Here is a 15,135-nt window from a genome sequence, read left to right as displayed (position 1 = left end):
CACCCCGGACGGGCGTGCAAGAGCGCCCCGGCGCCGTGGCCGGGAAATCCCGTTGCCGCCACGGAACCGTTTCGATCATGCTTTCGGCTCATGAGCGCACGACTGCGGGCCATCGCCGGCCAGACCGAACAGATCGTGGCGGCGGGCAGCTACACGGCACCGGACGGCCGGACCGTCTCCCTCGCCGAAGACCTGGCCGCGGCCCTGGCCGGAACCCGTCTCCACGGCCCCGAGCCCGTCCCCGTCACCCCTGACACCGACCGCGACACCGCCATCGAGGTCACCGACGAGAGCAGCCTCGTCGCCGCCCGCCGGATGACCCGCACCGACCCCGCGGCCTCCGTGGCGGTCCTCAACTTCGCCTCCGCCCGCAACCCCGGCGGCGGCTACCTCAACGGCGCCCAGGCGCAGGAGGAGGCCCTGTGCCGCGCCTCCGCGCTGCACGCGACCCTGCTGCGAGCCCCCGAGTACTACGCGCACCACCGCGCCGAAAGGGACGCGTTCTACACCGATCGGGTCATCCACTCACCCGGCGTGCCCGTCTTCCGGGACGTCCGCGGGGCGCTGCTCGCCGAACCGTTCACGGCCGGCTTCCTCACCTCGCCCGCCCCCAACGCCGGTGTCATCCGGCGCCGCACCCCCGAGCTTGCCGACCGCGTGCCCGCGGCCCTGGCCGCCCGTGCCGAGCGGGTCCTGGAGACCGCCGCAGCGGCCGGCTACCGCAGGCTCGTCCTCGGCGCCTGGGGCTGCGGCGTCTTCCAGAACGACCCGGCCGAGGTCGCGGGCGCCTTCAAGGCGCTGATCACCGGCGACGGCCGGTTCGCCGGCCACTTCGACGAGATCGTCTTCGCGATCCTCGACCGCACCCGCGGCCAGGCCACCCTGGGCGCCTTCCGCCGGGCGTTCGCTCAGGACCAGCCGTAGCGCTCGATCAGCCGCTCCACCACCCGGTCGAAGCGCGGCCGGTCGAGCGCGCACGCCTCGCGCCGCATCCCCGACTCGTGCACCCGCAGCACCCGGTCCAGATCCACCCACGACTCGCGGCGCGCCGCGTCCCACGGGCCCGAACCGATCGCCACCCACTCGCGGTCCTGGTCGTGCCGCTTGCTCGACAGCTGCACGGCGAGCAGGGTGCCCGCCTCCTCCCGCGCGACCACGAGCACCGGACGGTCCTTGCCCCGCCCGTCGTTCTCCTCGAAGGGCACCCAGGTCCACACGATCTCCCCGGGATCGGGATCGCCGTCGTGGTCGGGCGCGTAGGAGGTGCGGACCGGCCCGATGGCGTGCGAGTCGGCCTCGGTCGTGGAGTACAGCGGCATCGTCATCCCCGCACCGTAGCGGCTGAACGGCCCAGCACGCCGGGCGTGTCGCGCAGGAGATCACCAGGCTCGGTGCATGACCCGCTTCCGCACGGCCGCCCTGCTGGCCGCCGCCCTCGCCCTGCTCGTCGCCCAGCCCGCCGTGGCCGCCGACGACACCCCGCCCCCGCCCCGCACCGTCTCCGCCTGGCTGCCCTACTGGGACCAGGAGACCGCGTACCAGGACGCCCTGCGCCACGCGGACCAGCTGCACACCGTGAGCCCGTTCTGGTACGAGGCCAAGGCCGACGGGACCGTCGCCGCCCACCCAGGAGCCGGCGAACGACTGATCATCGACGGACTGCACCGGGCCGGCGCCAAGGTCGTGCCCACCGTCATGGAGACGATGCCCGCAGGCGCCCTCGCCGCCCTCGTCACCGACCCCGACCGGCGCGCGGCCCACGCCGACGCCCTCCTCGCCACCGTCGCGAGCCGCGCCTACGACGGGCTCGACCTGGACTACGAGTCCATCGCCACCACCGGCGACGCCACGTACGCGGCCGTACGCGACGGGTACGCGGCCCTCGTCGGCGACGTGTGCGCCCGCCTGCACGCCCGCGACAAGACCTGTGTGGTCACCGTGATGCCGAAGACCGCCACCAGCGGTCGGATCTGGGACTACGCCGCCTTCGGCCGCTCCGCCGACCGGGTCCGCATCATGGGCTACAACCTCCACTGGGCGGGCGGCCCACCCGGACCACTCGCCTCCACCGCCTGGTACGACGAGGTGCTCCGCACCGCCACCGCCCTCGTGCCGGCCGAGCGCATCGAGTTCGCCCTGCCCGGGTACGGCTGGGACTGGGCCATCCGGGCCGACGGAACAAGCGTCGGGAGGGCGGGCCATGTCACCTGGAAGGAGGCCGAGGCCCTGCGCCGCGCCCAGGGCGCCCCGTACCGATTGGATCCAATGTCCAGTACCCCGTATTTCGGATACGAGGACGGCGAACTCACCCACCAGGTCTGGTACCAGGACGCCCGCGGCGTCACCGGCCACCTGCCCGTCCTGCGCCGCCACGGCGTCGTCCACACCGCCCTGTGGGCCCTCGGCTTCGAGGACCCCGCCCTCTGGCCCGCCCTCGCCCAGGGCGCCTCACCGTCACCCGCGGCCTGACATGCGCCTTTCGTACCCCCGTGCGAGCCTGGAACGAGATCCATGAACGGGAGGCACGATCGTGGGCAAGAAACAGACCCGGGTCAACAAGGGCGCCCGCACGGGCGGCCACGAGCACCGGACCGAGGCCACGCCGAAGGAGAGCACGCGCTCGGCCATGTCCGAGGCGCCGCGCCCCGCCATCGACGTCCCCGCCCACCGCAAGGAGCGGAAGTTCGGGCACAACTGACAGGCGCGTGATCACCGTCGGGACGATGCGTGGATGATGGACCCCCGTTCACGCTCGCCCCAGGGGGGAACATGCGCACCACCGGTCTCACCGCCGTCCTCGCCGTCGCCCTGCTCACCGGACTCACCGCCTGTTCCTCGGCGGAACCGGAACCGAACCCGGTGCCAAGCCCGGCCACCATCACCCCGCACCAGGCCGCGAAGGGCTACATGCCCGACGTCATCGGCGGAAGCGTCGCCGGAGCGGTCGGCCAGATCACCGGCGGCATGCTCGTCGAAGACGTCTCCGGCAAGGGGCGCATCGTGCCCATGAACGCCCCCGACTGGAAGATCTGCACCCAGGAGCCCGCCCCCGGCGCCGCGATCGACGGCACGAGGATCCACCTCGGTGCGGTCAAGAAGGACGAGGACTGCTGACCACCCGCGGACGCACGACACCCACGCGAAAGGGCCCGGCGCCGCCGGGCCCTTCACCACGTCACGCGTCGTCGTCGCCGACCGTGATCTCCTGCGACCGCGGCGCGCCGACCGCGACGGCCGACTGCGCCTGCGACGGGGGCTGGACCTGGGCTGACGGGGCCTGCAACTGCGCCTGCGACTGCGCCTGGGACTGCGCCGCCCCGTTCGGGCTCATGTTGGCCAGCAGCTGACGCGCCAGACCGAGCCCCGTACCACCCATCGTCAGCGCCTTGGCGAACATGTCCGCCATCCCGTCCGCGCCGTTCAACAACACCATCTGGTCCACGTTGCCGAACGCCGACGCGCCCGCCTCCACGATCTCCGGCCACCGCTCGGCCAGTTGCTGGGCGACCACGGCCTCCTGGTTCTCGGCGAGGGCCGCCGCCCGCGCCTTGATCGCCTCGGCCTCCGCGAGCCCCTTCGCCCGCGCCGCCTCGGCCTCCGCGAGACCCTTGGCCTGCGCCGCAGCGGCCTCCGCCTCACCCGTCACCCGGGTGGCCGTCGCCGTCGCCGCACTCGCCAGCTCGGTCTCCTTCGCCTCCGCCTCGGCAGCCGAGATCCGGGCATCACGCTCGGCCATCGCCAGCGTCCGCTTCTCGTATGCGAGGGCGTCAGCCGGCTTGCGGACCTCCGTCTGGAGCTGCTGCTCCTTACGGTGCGACTCCAGCTCGGCCACCCGCGTCTCCTGCACCACGACCTCCTGCCGCGACGCCGCGTCCGCCAGCGGACCGGCCTGCCGGGCCTTCGCCGACGCCTGGTCCCGCTCGGCCTGATAGCCCGCCTGCAGGATCTCGCTGTCCCTGGTCGCCTCCGACATGCGCGCCGCGGCCTGCTGCTCCGCCTCGGTCGCCCGCCGGTTGGCCTCCGCCTGCGCGATCCGGGCATCGCGCTGCACCGCCGCCGCGTGCGGCGCCGCCAGGTTCTTGATGTACCCGGTCGGGTCCTCGATCTCGTGGATCTGCAGCGAATCCACGATCAGACCCAGCTTCTCCATCTCCGTGCCACAGGCCGAACGTGCCTGCCCGGTCAGCTTCTCCCGGTCACGGATCATGTCCTCCACCGTCAACCCGCCCACGATGGCACGGAGATGACCCGCGAACACGATGTGCACCCGCTCCGACATCAGCTTCTGCTGGTCGAGGAAACGGCGGGCGGCGTTGGCGATCGACACGAAGTCGTCACCCACCTTGAAGATCACCACACCCCGCACCTTCAGCGGAATGCCCTGGTGCGTCACGCACTCCACCGAAAGCTGGGTCTCGTTGAGGTCGAGCGACAGCTTCCGCACCGCCTGGACGCCCGGCACGACGAGCGTGCCCCGCCCGGTGACGATCCGGAACCCCATGCCCTCGCCGAGGCCCTCCATCTTGTGGTTCGAACCGGAGATGATCAGCGCCTCGTTGGGCTCGGCGACGCGCCACATCAGTTTGAACAGAGCGATCAGAACGACGACGGCGCCGGCGATGCCGCCCGCCAGGATCCCGAGGCTCATGGGCTGGTCCCCCTTCACCGGACCCGTGCGGTTCCGGTGAAGGGAGTGTGCGCCCGGTGCGCCCGGCGCTCAATGGATCGGTCAACTGTCGTACGCGGCTGTGACATAGACGGTGCGCGGCGGTAGATGTTCCACGACCATCACGACCGTGCCCGTCTCGATCCGGTCCTTCGCCGAGGCCGGGTAGGCGAGGAAGTGCTCGGCCCCGCCCCGGATGCGGACGATCACCTCACCGACGAGGCCGGGCCCGACGGTGCCGGTCACCCGGCCGAACAGTCCCACCATCGAAGCGTCGTCCATGAACAGAAGGTACGTCAGATCCAGCCGTCCAGGGCGGACATGAACCCGTCGAAATCGTCCCGCTGGATGGTGTGACCCGCACCCGTCACCGTACGCACCTCGAAACCGCGCTCCTTGAGCACCGTCGCCCGCTCCGGGGCGACCAGCATGCTCGGGTCGGCGAGCATGAGCAGCGACGGCACCACCGGGCGGGCCGGCCCGAGGTCCCGGCCGGTGAACGGCACCAGGCCGTGCGCCGAGCGCTCGTCCCAGACCCGTACCGAGTCGACCTCGATGTCCAGGTCCTCGTCGGCCCAGCGGGGGTTGAACTCCCTGATGTGTTCCCGGGTCAGCGACTTGGCCTGGGTGAACAGCTCCGGCTGGTAGCCGGCCCGGCCGGTCGGCAGGTGCCACGCCGGGTCCACGTACACGGCGCGGCGGGGCGCGAGCCGCTCCACGGCGGTCGCGAGGGTCAGGGCGCCGAGCGAGTGGCCGATCGCCAACTCGGCCCCGGCAGGCAGCGTTTCGACGAGGTCGTCGGCGTAGTCCTGCGGGGTGTAGCCCAAGGGCCCGTCGGCCCGGCCGCTCGCGCCGTGGCCGCGCAGGTCGACGGCCACCACCCGGTAGCCGCGCTCGGCGAGCGCCGGCCCGACCCGCCGCCAGGTGCGGTGGTCGGCCATGATGCCGTGGATCAGGAGCGCGACTCGCTCGCCCTCTCCCCAGGTGGTCGTGTGCAACTGCACGGCGGTGCCTTTCTGCGGGGCGCGTGGCGCGGTGGCTCAGCGCACGGTACGGATCGGGCGCACGGCGAGTGCACCGGCCACCGACAGTACGGCGGCGACCAGGAACAGCGCGGTGTATCCGCCACTGAGCGAGACGATCAGCGAGGCCAAGAAGGGCGCCACGATCTGCGGGCCGGCGTTGGCGACGTTCAGTACGCCCATGTCGCGGGCCGCGTCCTCGGCCTTCGGCAGCACCATCGTGACCAGGGCGGTGTCCACCGCCATGTAGCAGCCGAAGCCGAGTCCGTTGACGACGGAGAAGACGAGCATCGCGGTCCAGCTCGCCGAGACGGCCGGGATGACCAGGGCGACGGCGGCGAGCGCGGCGGACGCGCCGACGAACAGCTTGCGGCGGTCGAAGCGGTCGGAGAGCCAGCCTCCGAGCACCGTGGAGACCACCATGGCCACGGAGTTGAGCGGCATCAGGATCGCCACCGCCTCCTCGGCGGTCAGCCCGGCGGGCAGGTCGGTGTGGTCCTTGAGGATGTACAGCTGGAAGCCGGCGACGGCGAAGTAGCCGAGGACGAGCAGGGCCCGGCCGATGAACGCCCAGCGGAAGTCGTGGTCCTTCAGCGCGCTGCCGAAGGCGGCTATCTGCTCCTTGACGGGCAGTGGGGCCTTCGGGGGCATGCGTTCCTCGCGGGCGCAGGCGGTGAACAGCGCGGCGGTCGCGGCGACGATCGCGCCGAAGACGAGGTAGCCGGTGCGGTAGTCCTCGGAGAAGGCGGCGCCGACCAGGGCGCCGATGGTGGAGCCGATGGGCAGACCGAGACCGACGGCGGCCGAGGCCTTGCCACGTGCGGTGAAGGGGACGCGGTCGGGCACCACGGAGGTGAGGGCGGCCTGGTAGACGTTCATCACGGCCTGGCCGAGACACCAGGCGATCGTCACCAGCAGGATCGTGTGCACGCTGCCGAGCAGCAGCATCACGGGCAGGGCGAGCAGGCCGCCCGTCAGGATCCACGGGTTGCGGCGCCCCGAGCGGTCGGAGAGCGCGCCGGCCACCGGGTTGAAGACGGTCGCGAAGATCGCGGACACCCCGGAGACCAGACCGAAGTTGGCCACCTTCCCGGCCGGGTCGATGGCTTCGATCTGCAGCGCGAGGAGCATGCCGGGGACGCCGACGTACAGCGCGTACATCGCCGTGTTGCCGGCGAGCAGCAGGGGCAGCAGGCCGCGTGTCGGCCGCCCGGCCGAGGGGGCGGTGGTGCCGGCGGTGCCGGAGCCCGGAATGGAGCCCGGGGCGGTGCCGGTGGACGTGCCGGAGGAGGAAAGGGCCACGGTGCCCTCCTGAGGTGATCGCCCGTGCGGGGGGCGAGAGCGGAATGTGAAAAGGGTGGCGACAAGGATGTTTACACGTGTCAGTGGCACGTGTAATCCCTGTCTAGCACTCGAATCCGGCCATCCGCCAGAGCTGAGTCCGGATCGTTCTGGAAAGATGCCGTCGCGATGAGCCAGTCACCCAAGCAGTCCGCCGGACGTTCCGTTCCCACCAGCGCCGATGTGGCGCGCCTCGCGGGCGTCTCCCGGGCCACCGTCAGCTACGTCCTCAACAACACCGCGGCCGTCCGCATCAGCGAACCGACCCGCCGCCGGGTCCGCGAGGCCGCCGAGGAGCTGGGCTACGTCCCGCACGCCGCGGCCCGCAGCCTGCGCGCCGGACACAGCCGGATGGTCCTGATGCCCACCGCGCACGTGCCGATCGGCCCGCTCTACAGCCGCTTCTTCAACGAGCTCCAGTGGGCGCTGCGCCGGCTCGACTACACGGTGGTGCAGTACGGCAGCGTCGGTCTCGACCCGGACGAGGCGGCCCGCGCCTGGGCCGAGCTCAGACCGGTCGCGGTGGTCTCGCTCGGCCAGGTCGAACTGACGGCGCACGGCGTCGAGCTGCTGCGGCGCTCCGGTGCCAAGGCCGTGATCACCGTCGGTCCGCAGCGCGTCGAGGGCACCCACGCGCTGGTGATGGACCAGGCGCAGGTCGGCCGGGTGGCCGGCGCGCACCTGGTGGAGCGGGGCTGCCGGTCCATCGGCGTCGTGATGCCCGAGGAGCCGGGCCTGGAGATGTTCTCCGCTCCCCGCCTCGCGGGGGTACGGCAGGCGGCCGAGGGGGTCGGCGCCCGCGTCGTACCGCTGCCGCTGCACTACGAGGAGGAGCCGGCGAACGAGCTCGCCGCACGCTGGAGGGACCTCGGCCTGGACGGCGTGTTCGCGTACAACGACGAGTACGCGATGTTGCTGATGCGCGCGCTCAAGGACGCCGGGATCGCGATCCCCGGGGAGACGGCCGTGGTCGGCTCGGACGACCTGGTCCTCGGCCGGCTGCTGCGGCCGCGGCTGAGCACCGTACACATCGACATGGTCATCGGGCGCGAGCTCGCCGAGCTGGTCGACCGGGTGGTGCGCGACCCCGAGTCCGCGCCGGTGCGTCAGGAGCTGCTCGCCTCCCGGGTGCTGCACCGCGAGTCCAGCTGAGCGTCGCGGGCCGGGCGGTGTGGCGGGGAGGCGCGGCGGGCCGGGCGGCCGGGGGCCGGGGAGCGCGCCGGGCCGGGCGGCGGTGGAAGCGCGGTCGGCTTAGCGTCGGTCCATGAGCACACACCCGAAGCGTTTCGAGATCCTGCTGGTGCCGGCGCACGTGGAGGACCGGGGCGGCGCGTCCGTGGAGAACAGCGCCGTCCGCTCCGCGGTCGTGGAGGCCACCGGCCGTACGGGCGAGTCCGGTTACCCGATCTACGAGGGTCACGGCCTGGTCGTCGACATCGACCCCGAGACGCGGACGGTTGAGGCCCTGCTCGTCGACGGCCGGGAACTCGACTACGGCCTGACGGCGCTGATCAGGGGCCCGCAGACGGCGTAGGGCGCGGCCGTGACGGGTCCTGGGGGCGTTGACAGGGGCCCGCGGACGGGCGGAGACTCGGGCCCGCGGGGACGAACAATGCTTCACCAGGCGAACATCCCCGCGCCGTTGCCCTGACAAAGGTCACGCAAGCCCCGTGGGAGAGAACCGATGAGCATCCGCGACGTCTACATCGTCGACGCCGTCCGCACCCCGATCGGCAAGTTCGGCGGCGCCCTCTCCTCCGTACGCCCCGACGACCTCGCCGCCCACGTCGTCAAGGCGCTCGTCGACCGCACCCCCGCCCTCGACCCGGCCCGCGTCGACGACGTCTACTTCGGCGACGCCAACGGCGCCGGCGAGGACAACCGCGACGTCGCCCGCATGGCCGTCCTGCTCGCCGGGCTGCCCACCTCCGTGCCCGGCGTCACCGTCAACCGGCTGTGCGGTTCCGGCCTCGAGGCCGTCATCCAGGCCGCCCGCGCCGTCGCCCTGGGTGACGCCTCCGTCGTCATCGCCGGCGGCGTCGAGTCCATGTCGCGGGCCCCCTGGGTCCTGCAGAAGCCGGAGCGCGCCTTCCCGGCCGGCCACCAGCAGCTGCACTCCACGACGCTGGGCTGGCGCATGACCAACCCGAGGATGCCCGCCGAGTGGACCGTCGCCCTCGGCGAGGGCGCCGAACTCGTCGCCGACAAGCACGCCCTCACCCGTGAGGCGCAGGACGCCTTCGCCCTCGCCAGCCACCAGAAGGCCGCCGAGGCCTGGGCCAAGGGCCTGTACGACGGCGAGGTCGTCCCCTACGAGGGCGTCGACCTGGTACGCGACGAGTGCATCCGCGACACCACCTCGATGGAGGCCCTGGCCAAGCTCAAGCCCTCCTTCCGCCGCGAGGGGGGCACCGTCACCGCGGGCAACGCCTCGCCGCTCAACGACGGCGCCGCGGCCCTGCTCGTCGTCGACGAGGAGGGGCTGCGCGAGACCGGCCGCGAGCCGCTCGCCCGGATCCGAGCCTCCGCCGTCACCGGCATCGAGCCGCAGCTCTTCGGACTCGGCCCGGTCGAGGCCGTCCGACGTGCCCTGGACAAGGCCGGCCGCGGCTTCGCGGACCTGACGACCTTCGAGCTGAACGAGGCCTTCGCCGCCCAGTCCCTCGGCTGCCTCGCCGAATGGCCGGAACTCGACCCCGCCGTGGTCAATCCGCGCGGCGGCGCCATCGCCATCGGCCACCCGCTGGGCGCCTCGGGCGCCCGCCTGGCCGGCGCGGTCGCCCACCAGCTCGCGGCGGCCGGCTCCGGCACCGGCCTCGCCGCGCTGTGCATCGGCGTGGGGCAGGGCCTCGCGCTCGTCCTGGAGCGCTGAGAGCCCGCGGGTACGCGTCAGGGGTGGCCCGGATCCCGGACCACCCCTGCGCGACGCCCGGCCGCGTGCGGGGTGAGCGCACGCCGCGTGCGGGCCGACCACCCGTGCCGCGGTGGCTACGCCTGGGGCTGCGACTCGGCGATGGACTTGCGGACCTCGTCCATGTCCAGGGCACGCGCCTGGCCGATGACGTCCTCCAGGGCCGCCTCCGGCAGCGCGCCGGGCTGCGCGAACACCGCGACCTTGTCGCGGACGATCATCAGCGTCGGGATCGAGCGGATCTCGAACGCGGCCGCCAGCTCCTGCTGCGCCTCGGTGTCGACCTTGGCGAAGACCAGGTCGTCGTGGCGCTCGGACGCGGCCTCGAAGACCGGCGCGAACTGACGGCACGGCGGGCACCACGTCGCCCAGAAATCGATCAGGACGAAGTCGTTCTCACTCACGACCTGGTCGAAGTTGTCCTTGGTGAGCTCGACAGTGCTCATTCTTCCTACCTTTCGGGGTCCAGCGCCCTTTGCGTGCCGTCCACACGGTCCCCTGGGGACTCGCCCCGCACAACGGCGTATCGAGCCGCGCTATTCCGCACCGCCGCCCCCAGACTGGAAGCCATGACACAAGCGGCGGAACACCGGCACGAGAACGAGCACGCGTACGACGTGGTGGTCCTGGGCGCGGGACCGGTCGGGGAGAACGTGGTGGACCGGGTCCGGGCGGCCGGGCTCAGTGTGGCGGCGGTGGAGGGCGAACTGGTCGGCGGCGAGTGTTCCTACTGGGCCTGCATGCCCAGCAAGTCGCTGCTCCGGCCCGCCATCGCCCGCTCCGAGGCCCGCAGGGTTCCCGGCCTTCGCCGCCACGCCTACGGCCCGCTCGATACCCAGGAGGTCCTCGCCCACCGGGACGCCGTCGTCGGCGACTGGAAGGACGACGGCCAGGTGGAGTGGCTGGAATCCACCGGCGCCCGCCTCTACCGCGGCCACGGCCGGCTCCAGGGGCCGCGCCGGGTCACCGTGGAGGGGCCGGAGGGCGACCGCCGGGTCCTCACCGCCCGGCACGCCGTCGTGGTCTGCACCGGCAGCCGGGCCGTCCTGCCGGACCTGCCGGGGCTGGCGGGTGCCCGGCCGTGGACCAGCCGCGAGGCGACCAGCTCGTCCGTCGTGCCCGGCCGTCTGGTCGTGGTCGGCGGGGGAGTGGTCGGCGTGGAGATGGCCACCGCCTGGCAGGCCCTCGGCGCGCGCGTGACGCTGCTGGTACGGGGCGCGGGCGTGCTGCCCCGGATGGAGCCGTTCGCGGGCGAGCACGTCGCCGCCGCACTCGCCGAACGCGGCGCCGACGTCCGTACCGGTGTCACGGTCAGCGCGGTCGTACGGGACGGGAGCACGGGTCCGGTGACCGTGGTCCTGGAGGGCGGGGACCATGTCGAGGGCGACGAGGTGCTGTTCGCGACCGGGCGCCGGCCCCGTACGGAGGACATCGGTCTGGAGTCGGTCGGCCTGGAACCCGGTTCCTGGCTGTCGGTGGACGACAGCCTGCGCGTCGACGGGCACGACTGGCTCTACGCCGTGGGGGACGTCAACCACCGGGCGCTGATGACCCACCAGGGCAAGTACCAGGCCCGGATCGCGGGCGCCGCCATCGCCGCCCGGGCCGGCGGGGACGGGGCCGTGGAGGCCGCGGCCTGGGGCCCGCACGCGGCGACCGCCGACCACGCCGCCGTCCCGCAGGTCGTCTTCACCGACCCGGAGGCCGCGTCCGTCGGTCTCACGCTCGCCGCCGCCGAGGCCGCCGGGCACCGGGTGCGGGCGGTCGACCTCGACCTGTCCGGGGTCGCCGGGGCGGGCCTGTACGCCCAGGGCTACCGCGGGCAGGCGCGCATGGTCGTCGACCTGGACCGGGAGACCGTCCTCGGCGTCACGTTCGTCGGGCTCGGCATCGGCGAACTCCTCCACTCGGCGACCGTCGCCGTCACCGGCGAGGTCCCGATCGCCCGCCTCTGGCACGCCGTTCCGGCCTATCCCACGCTGAGCGAGGCCTGGCTGCGGCTCCTGGAGGCGTACCGGGACGGAGCGGGCACGTCATGACCGAAGGGCCGGGCGGGCGGCCGCGCGAGCGCGTCAACGAGTACGACGCCTCCTGCGCCCACTGTGGCGCGCCCGTCCCGGCCGGCGCCGGGCTGCTGCGGCACGGGGCGAAGGGCTGGGAGGTCTACCACCCCGAGCACGCCCCGGTGCCCGGCCCGCCGCCGCGCGGCGACCATCCCGGCTGGCACCGGCGGCGGCTTCTGGCGCTGGACATCGCGGCCACCGGCAACCGGCCCGCGGTGGATCGGATCCGATCCGCGGCCCTGCGGGGCAGCGACGGCACGGCACACGATTGGATATTGGATCCAGGATCCGATCTCCGGTCCGCGGATCCCGCGTCCCCTGTGGTGCATCCTGGATCCAATATCCCGTCCGTGGATACGTCGTCCCCTGTTGCTGCGGGCTCGGACGGTGCCGTCCCGTCCGGCCGCGCCCTGGACGAGCTCGCGAGCCTCGTCGCCGCGCATCTCGGATCCAGGGAACTGCTCGTCGTCTGGTTCGCCCCGTATGTCCTGAGCACGCTGCATGCCGAGCTCGTCCGGCACGGCCTCGCCCCGCTCACCGAGCGGCTGCCGGCCGGGGTGGCGCCTGTCTGTGACCCGCTCGTCCTCGACCGGCACGCGGACCGCTACCGCCCGGGCAGCCGCTCGCTGCGGTCCGTGGCCGCGTGGTACGGCGTGCCGCACGGCCACCCCGGCGAACCCGGGTCGGACGCCGAGGCGAGCCTCCTGGTCGCCGAGGCCGTTGCGGCCTCGTATCCGCCGATCGCGCGGCTCTCCCGCCCCATGCTGCACACCGAGCAGATCCTCTGGTACGCGGAGCAGACGAGCCGCCACCCCGACGCCCTCCAATGGCCGTTCGCCACCCTGCGGCCGCTTCCCTGGGAGCCGCCGCCGGAGGGCTGAGCTCAGACGCGAGGGACCAGCAGCCCGGCCGCCGCCCGGGCCGCCTCCAGGGCGGGCCGGGCGTCCGGGCCCGACTCGTACCCGAGGACCACGCGCGTGCTCAACCCGTCGAGCAGCGCGAGGAGTTCGGAGGCGCGCGCGGTCACGTCCAGGGGAGCGAACCGTCCCTGGGCGACGCCCTTGGCGAGCAGCGCCTCCAGGTCCTGCTGCCAGCCCCGGTCGAGCTCGCGCTGCGCAGCGCGCAGTTCCTCGTTGGCCGGAATGCGGGCCCACAGCTCGATCCACAGCGTCCAGCGGGGATCCCCCGGCCCGCGCGGCAGATAGAGCTGGAGGAAGAGGTCGAGCCGGCGCGGGGCGGTGACCCGGCGGGCGAGCAGTTCGCGCCGCTCCTCGGCGAGCGCGGCCTCGCTCCACCGCAGGGCGGCGAGCAGCAGCAGGTCCTTGCTGCCGAAGTAGTACAGGATGTGGCCGCCGCTGGTCCCGAGGCGTTCGGCGAGGGCGGACATGGTGAGCGCCCCGAGGCCGTCCTCGGCGATGGCGGTCATGGCCTCCTCGAGCATCCGCTCCTGGGTGATGCTCCCGTCCCGCCGCCGTGCTGCCCCTGCCACCGGTCCCGTCCTCGTCGTCGGCCGCTCTCTACGGGGACGACTCTAATCCGCGATCCGGTCAGGTCTTGACGTGGCCGGAACCCATCCCACATCTTGAATGCCATTCAAAGAGTTAGAACAGCATTCAAGATCGTCATTCAAGATCGTCATTGGCGATCGCCATTCACGACAGGAGTGCGGCGTGCTCGGACACGAGACGGCGCCCGCGACAGCGGGCCGCAGCGGCCAGGACGAGGTCTTCCAGGTCGAGGGCCACGGCATCGACCCGATCCCCGACACCGAACGCCACGGCGGGGCCAAGGACCTCTTCTGGCTCTGGTTCGGCTCCAACCTGACCTTCACCTACGTCATCAACGGAGCCCTCGCCGTCGCCTTCGGTCTCTCCTTCTGGCAGGCCACAGGGGTCGTCGTGCTCGGCGGACTCTCCTTCTTCGTCATCAGCGCCGCCGGACTCAGCGGCGTCCGCACCGGCACCGCCACCCTCGTCATCTCCCGCGCGGCCTTCGGCGTCCGCGGCAACTGGCCCGCCGGCCTGCTCAACTGGGTCGTCAGCATCGGCTACACGGTCGTCAACACCGTCGTCGGCACGCTCGCCCTCGAAGCCTTCCTCGCCGACCTCGGCTGGAGCGGCGGCCGCCTCCCGCGCGCCGTCGCCCTCGCCGTCACCCTCACGCTGACCTTCGCCGTCGCCCTGTGGGGCCACGCCACCGTCCAGTGGGCCGAACGCTGGATGGCCTACGCCCTCGCCGTCGGCTTCGCCGCCCTCATCGCCTTCGTGCTCCCCGGCGCCGACACCGCCGCCCCCGCCGCCGCGCCCGGCGCCTCCGGCTGGAGCCTGGCCCTCGTCGTCATGCTCGCCGGCCCCTTCTCGTACCTGCCGATGCCCGCCGACTACACCCGCTACCTGCCCCGCACCACCTCCCTCAAGTCCCTCACCTGGAGCGGCGGCCTCGGCGGCCTGGTCTCCTCCGTGGCCCTGGGCGTCGCGGGCGTCGCCGCCGCCACCCAGACCGACATGGCCGACGCGGTCGCCGGTACGGAGGGACTGCTGCCCGGCTGGTTCGGGCCCGTCTTCCTCGTACTGGTCCTCGGCGGCTCCGTCACGAACTCGATCATCACGCTCTACTCGTCCAGCCTGAACCTCCAGGTCCTCGGCATCCCCTGGAGCCGGGCCCGCGCGATCGTCATCAGCGCGGCCGTCACCGCCGTCGGCTCGCTGGGCGCCCTCTTCCTCGCCGACTTCACCACCTCGCTGCTCGCCTTCCTCTCCCTCCTGATCATCGTGTTCGCCCCCTGGGGCGGCGTCTTCCTCGCCGACATGGTGCTGCGCCGCTGCACGTACGACTCCGACGCCCTGCACGCCGCCGAAGGCGGCGCGTACGGGTACCGCGCCGGATGGCATCCGGCCGGTCTCCTCGCACTCCTCGCCGGAATGCTCTTCGCGGCGCTCACCTGCGACTCCGAGCTGTGGACCGGCCCGCTCGTCGCGCCGCTCGGCGGAGCCGACCTCACCCTCCTCGGCTCGGTCGTCTCCGCGCTCGTGTACGTCGTCCTCGCCCGCCGCACCGTACGGCCCACCCCCGTCTGACAGACGGCCCGCCGCCCCCTCGCAGGCCCCCCCCCTCGCAGGCCCCCCGCAGCCC

General features: G+C 73.0%; 17 protein-coding genes. 10 read left to right on the top strand and 7 right to left on the bottom strand.

All coding sequences use genetic code 11. From position 1 onward, the window contains the following. The first annotated feature begins 90 nt into the window (after nt 1-90). The gene (locus ACIGEZ_RS25475) at nt 91-924 is read left to right on the top strand and encodes a TIGR02452 family protein (protein WP_399834862.1); all 834 of its coding nucleotides are present in this window, start codon (nt 91-93) and stop codon (nt 922-924) included. Here the strand turns inward: ACIGEZ_RS25475 and ACIGEZ_RS25470 are convergent. Continuing rightward, nucleotides 909-1,325, bottom strand: a complete 417-nt coding sequence (locus tag ACIGEZ_RS25470) for a type II toxin-antitoxin system PemK/MazF family toxin (RefSeq protein WP_399834860.1) — start codon at nt 1,323-1,325, stop codon at nt 909-911. The genes ACIGEZ_RS25475 and ACIGEZ_RS25470 overlap by 16 nt on opposite strands. A gap of 70 nt (nt 1,326-1,395) precedes the next feature. Here ACIGEZ_RS25470 and ACIGEZ_RS25465 point away from each other — a divergent pair, with 70 nt between their 5' ends. From ACIGEZ_RS25465 to ACIGEZ_RS25455, 3 genes are all read left to right on the top strand, one after another. Further along, complete coding sequence (locus ACIGEZ_RS25465; protein ID WP_399834858.1) at nt 1,396-2,469, top strand: glycosyl hydrolase family 18 protein; 1,074 nt, start codon at nt 1,396-1,398, stop codon at nt 2,467-2,469. A 61-nt stretch (nt 2,470-2,530) separates the two neighbouring features. Further along, nucleotides 2,531-2,698, top strand: coding sequence for a hypothetical protein (locus ACIGEZ_RS25460; RefSeq protein WP_399834856.1), 168 nt, complete (start codon nt 2,531-2,533; stop codon nt 2,696-2,698). 71 nt (nt 2,699-2,769) lie between these two features. Continuing rightward, nucleotides 2,770-3,114 carry a hypothetical protein gene (locus ACIGEZ_RS25455; protein ID WP_399834854.1) on the top strand — a complete coding sequence of 115 codons (345 nt, stop codon included), beginning with the start codon at nt 2,770-2,772 and terminating at the stop codon, nt 3,112-3,114. 61 nt (nt 3,115-3,175) lie between these two features. Here the strand turns inward: ACIGEZ_RS25455 and ACIGEZ_RS25450 are convergent, their stop codons facing one another. The 4 genes from ACIGEZ_RS25450 to ACIGEZ_RS25435 form a co-directional block, all read right to left on the bottom strand. Continuing rightward, entirely contained in the window at nt 3,176-4,648 is a 1,473-nt protein-coding gene (locus ACIGEZ_RS25450; RefSeq protein WP_399834852.1) for a flotillin family protein, read from the bottom strand. A gap of 81 nt (nt 4,649-4,729) precedes the next feature. Beyond that, the gene (locus ACIGEZ_RS25445; protein ID WP_399835272.1) at nt 4,730-4,954 is read right to left on the bottom strand and encodes a hypothetical protein; all 225 of its coding nucleotides are present in this window, start codon (nt 4,952-4,954) and stop codon (nt 4,730-4,732) included. A gap of 8 nt (nt 4,955-4,962) precedes the next feature. Further along, nucleotides 4,963-5,670 carry an alpha/beta fold hydrolase gene (locus tag ACIGEZ_RS25440; RefSeq protein WP_399834850.1) on the bottom strand — a complete coding sequence of 236 codons (708 nt, stop codon included), beginning with the start codon at nt 5,668-5,670 and terminating at the stop codon, nt 4,963-4,965. Nucleotides 5,671-5,706: 36 nt separating this feature from the next. Then, entirely contained in the window at nt 5,707-6,990 is a 1,284-nt protein-coding gene (locus tag ACIGEZ_RS25435) for an MFS transporter (protein WP_399834848.1), read from the bottom strand. Between the two features lie 168 nt (nt 6,991-7,158). Here ACIGEZ_RS25435 and ACIGEZ_RS25430 point away from each other — a divergent pair, with 168 nt between their 5' ends. From ACIGEZ_RS25430 to ACIGEZ_RS25420, 3 genes are all read left to right on the top strand, one after another. After that, nucleotides 7,159-8,181: a LacI family DNA-binding transcriptional regulator gene (locus ACIGEZ_RS25430; protein ID WP_399834846.1), complete on the top strand. Its 1,023-nt coding sequence runs from the start codon at nt 7,159-7,161 to the stop codon at nt 8,179-8,181. A gap of 112 nt (nt 8,182-8,293) precedes the next feature. Beyond that, a complete protein-coding gene (locus ACIGEZ_RS25425) occupies nt 8,294-8,563 on the top strand; it encodes a hypothetical protein (protein ID WP_399834844.1) in 270 nt (89 codons plus the stop codon). Nucleotides 8,564-8,713: 150 nt separating this feature from the next. Then, a complete protein-coding gene (locus ACIGEZ_RS25420) occupies nt 8,714-9,901 on the top strand; it encodes a thiolase family protein (RefSeq protein ID WP_399834842.1) in 1,188 nt (395 codons plus the stop codon). A gap of 116 nt (nt 9,902-10,017) precedes the next feature. Here ACIGEZ_RS25420 and trxA read toward each other — a convergent pair whose 3' ends face one another. Continuing rightward, nucleotides 10,018-10,386, bottom strand: coding sequence for a thioredoxin (gene trxA / locus ACIGEZ_RS25415; RefSeq protein WP_399834840.1), 369 nt, complete (start codon nt 10,384-10,386; stop codon nt 10,018-10,020). A 123-nt stretch (nt 10,387-10,509) separates the two neighbouring features. On the opposite strand from trxA, the gene ACIGEZ_RS25410 reads away from it, so the two are divergent. Next, the gene (locus ACIGEZ_RS25410; RefSeq protein ID WP_399834838.1) at nt 10,510-11,979 is read left to right on the top strand and encodes a dihydrolipoyl dehydrogenase family protein; all 1,470 of its coding nucleotides are present in this window, start codon (nt 10,510-10,512) and stop codon (nt 11,977-11,979) included. After that, entirely contained in the window at nt 11,976-12,884 is a 909-nt protein-coding gene (locus ACIGEZ_RS25405) for a hypothetical protein (protein WP_399834836.1), read from the top strand. The genes ACIGEZ_RS25410 and ACIGEZ_RS25405 overlap by 4 nt, the downstream gene beginning before the upstream one ends. Before the next feature lie 2 nt (nt 12,885-12,886). On the opposite strand, the gene ACIGEZ_RS25400 is transcribed toward ACIGEZ_RS25405, so the two are convergent. Further along, the gene (locus tag ACIGEZ_RS25400; protein ID WP_399834834.1) at nt 12,887-13,492 is read right to left on the bottom strand and encodes a TetR/AcrR family transcriptional regulator; all 606 of its coding nucleotides are present in this window, start codon (nt 13,490-13,492) and stop codon (nt 12,887-12,889) included. A gap of 181 nt (nt 13,493-13,673) precedes the next feature. On the opposite strand from ACIGEZ_RS25400, the gene ACIGEZ_RS25395 reads away from it, so the two are divergent. Continuing rightward, nucleotides 13,674-15,080 (top strand): purine-cytosine permease family protein, encoded by a 1,407-nt coding sequence (locus ACIGEZ_RS25395; RefSeq protein WP_399834832.1) that lies wholly within the window; start codon nt 13,674-13,676, stop codon nt 15,078-15,080. The last annotated feature ends 55 nt before the right edge of the window (nt 15,081-15,135 follow it).

Origin of the sequence: Streptomyces sp. NPDC085481, assembly GCF_044541845.1 — a bacterium.
Classification (GTDB): Bacteria; Actinomycetota; Actinomycetes; order Streptomycetales; family Streptomycetaceae; genus Streptomyces.
The sequence above is the reverse complement of the archived record's forward strand: the minus strand, read 5'-3'. Positions and strand labels throughout refer to the sequence as shown.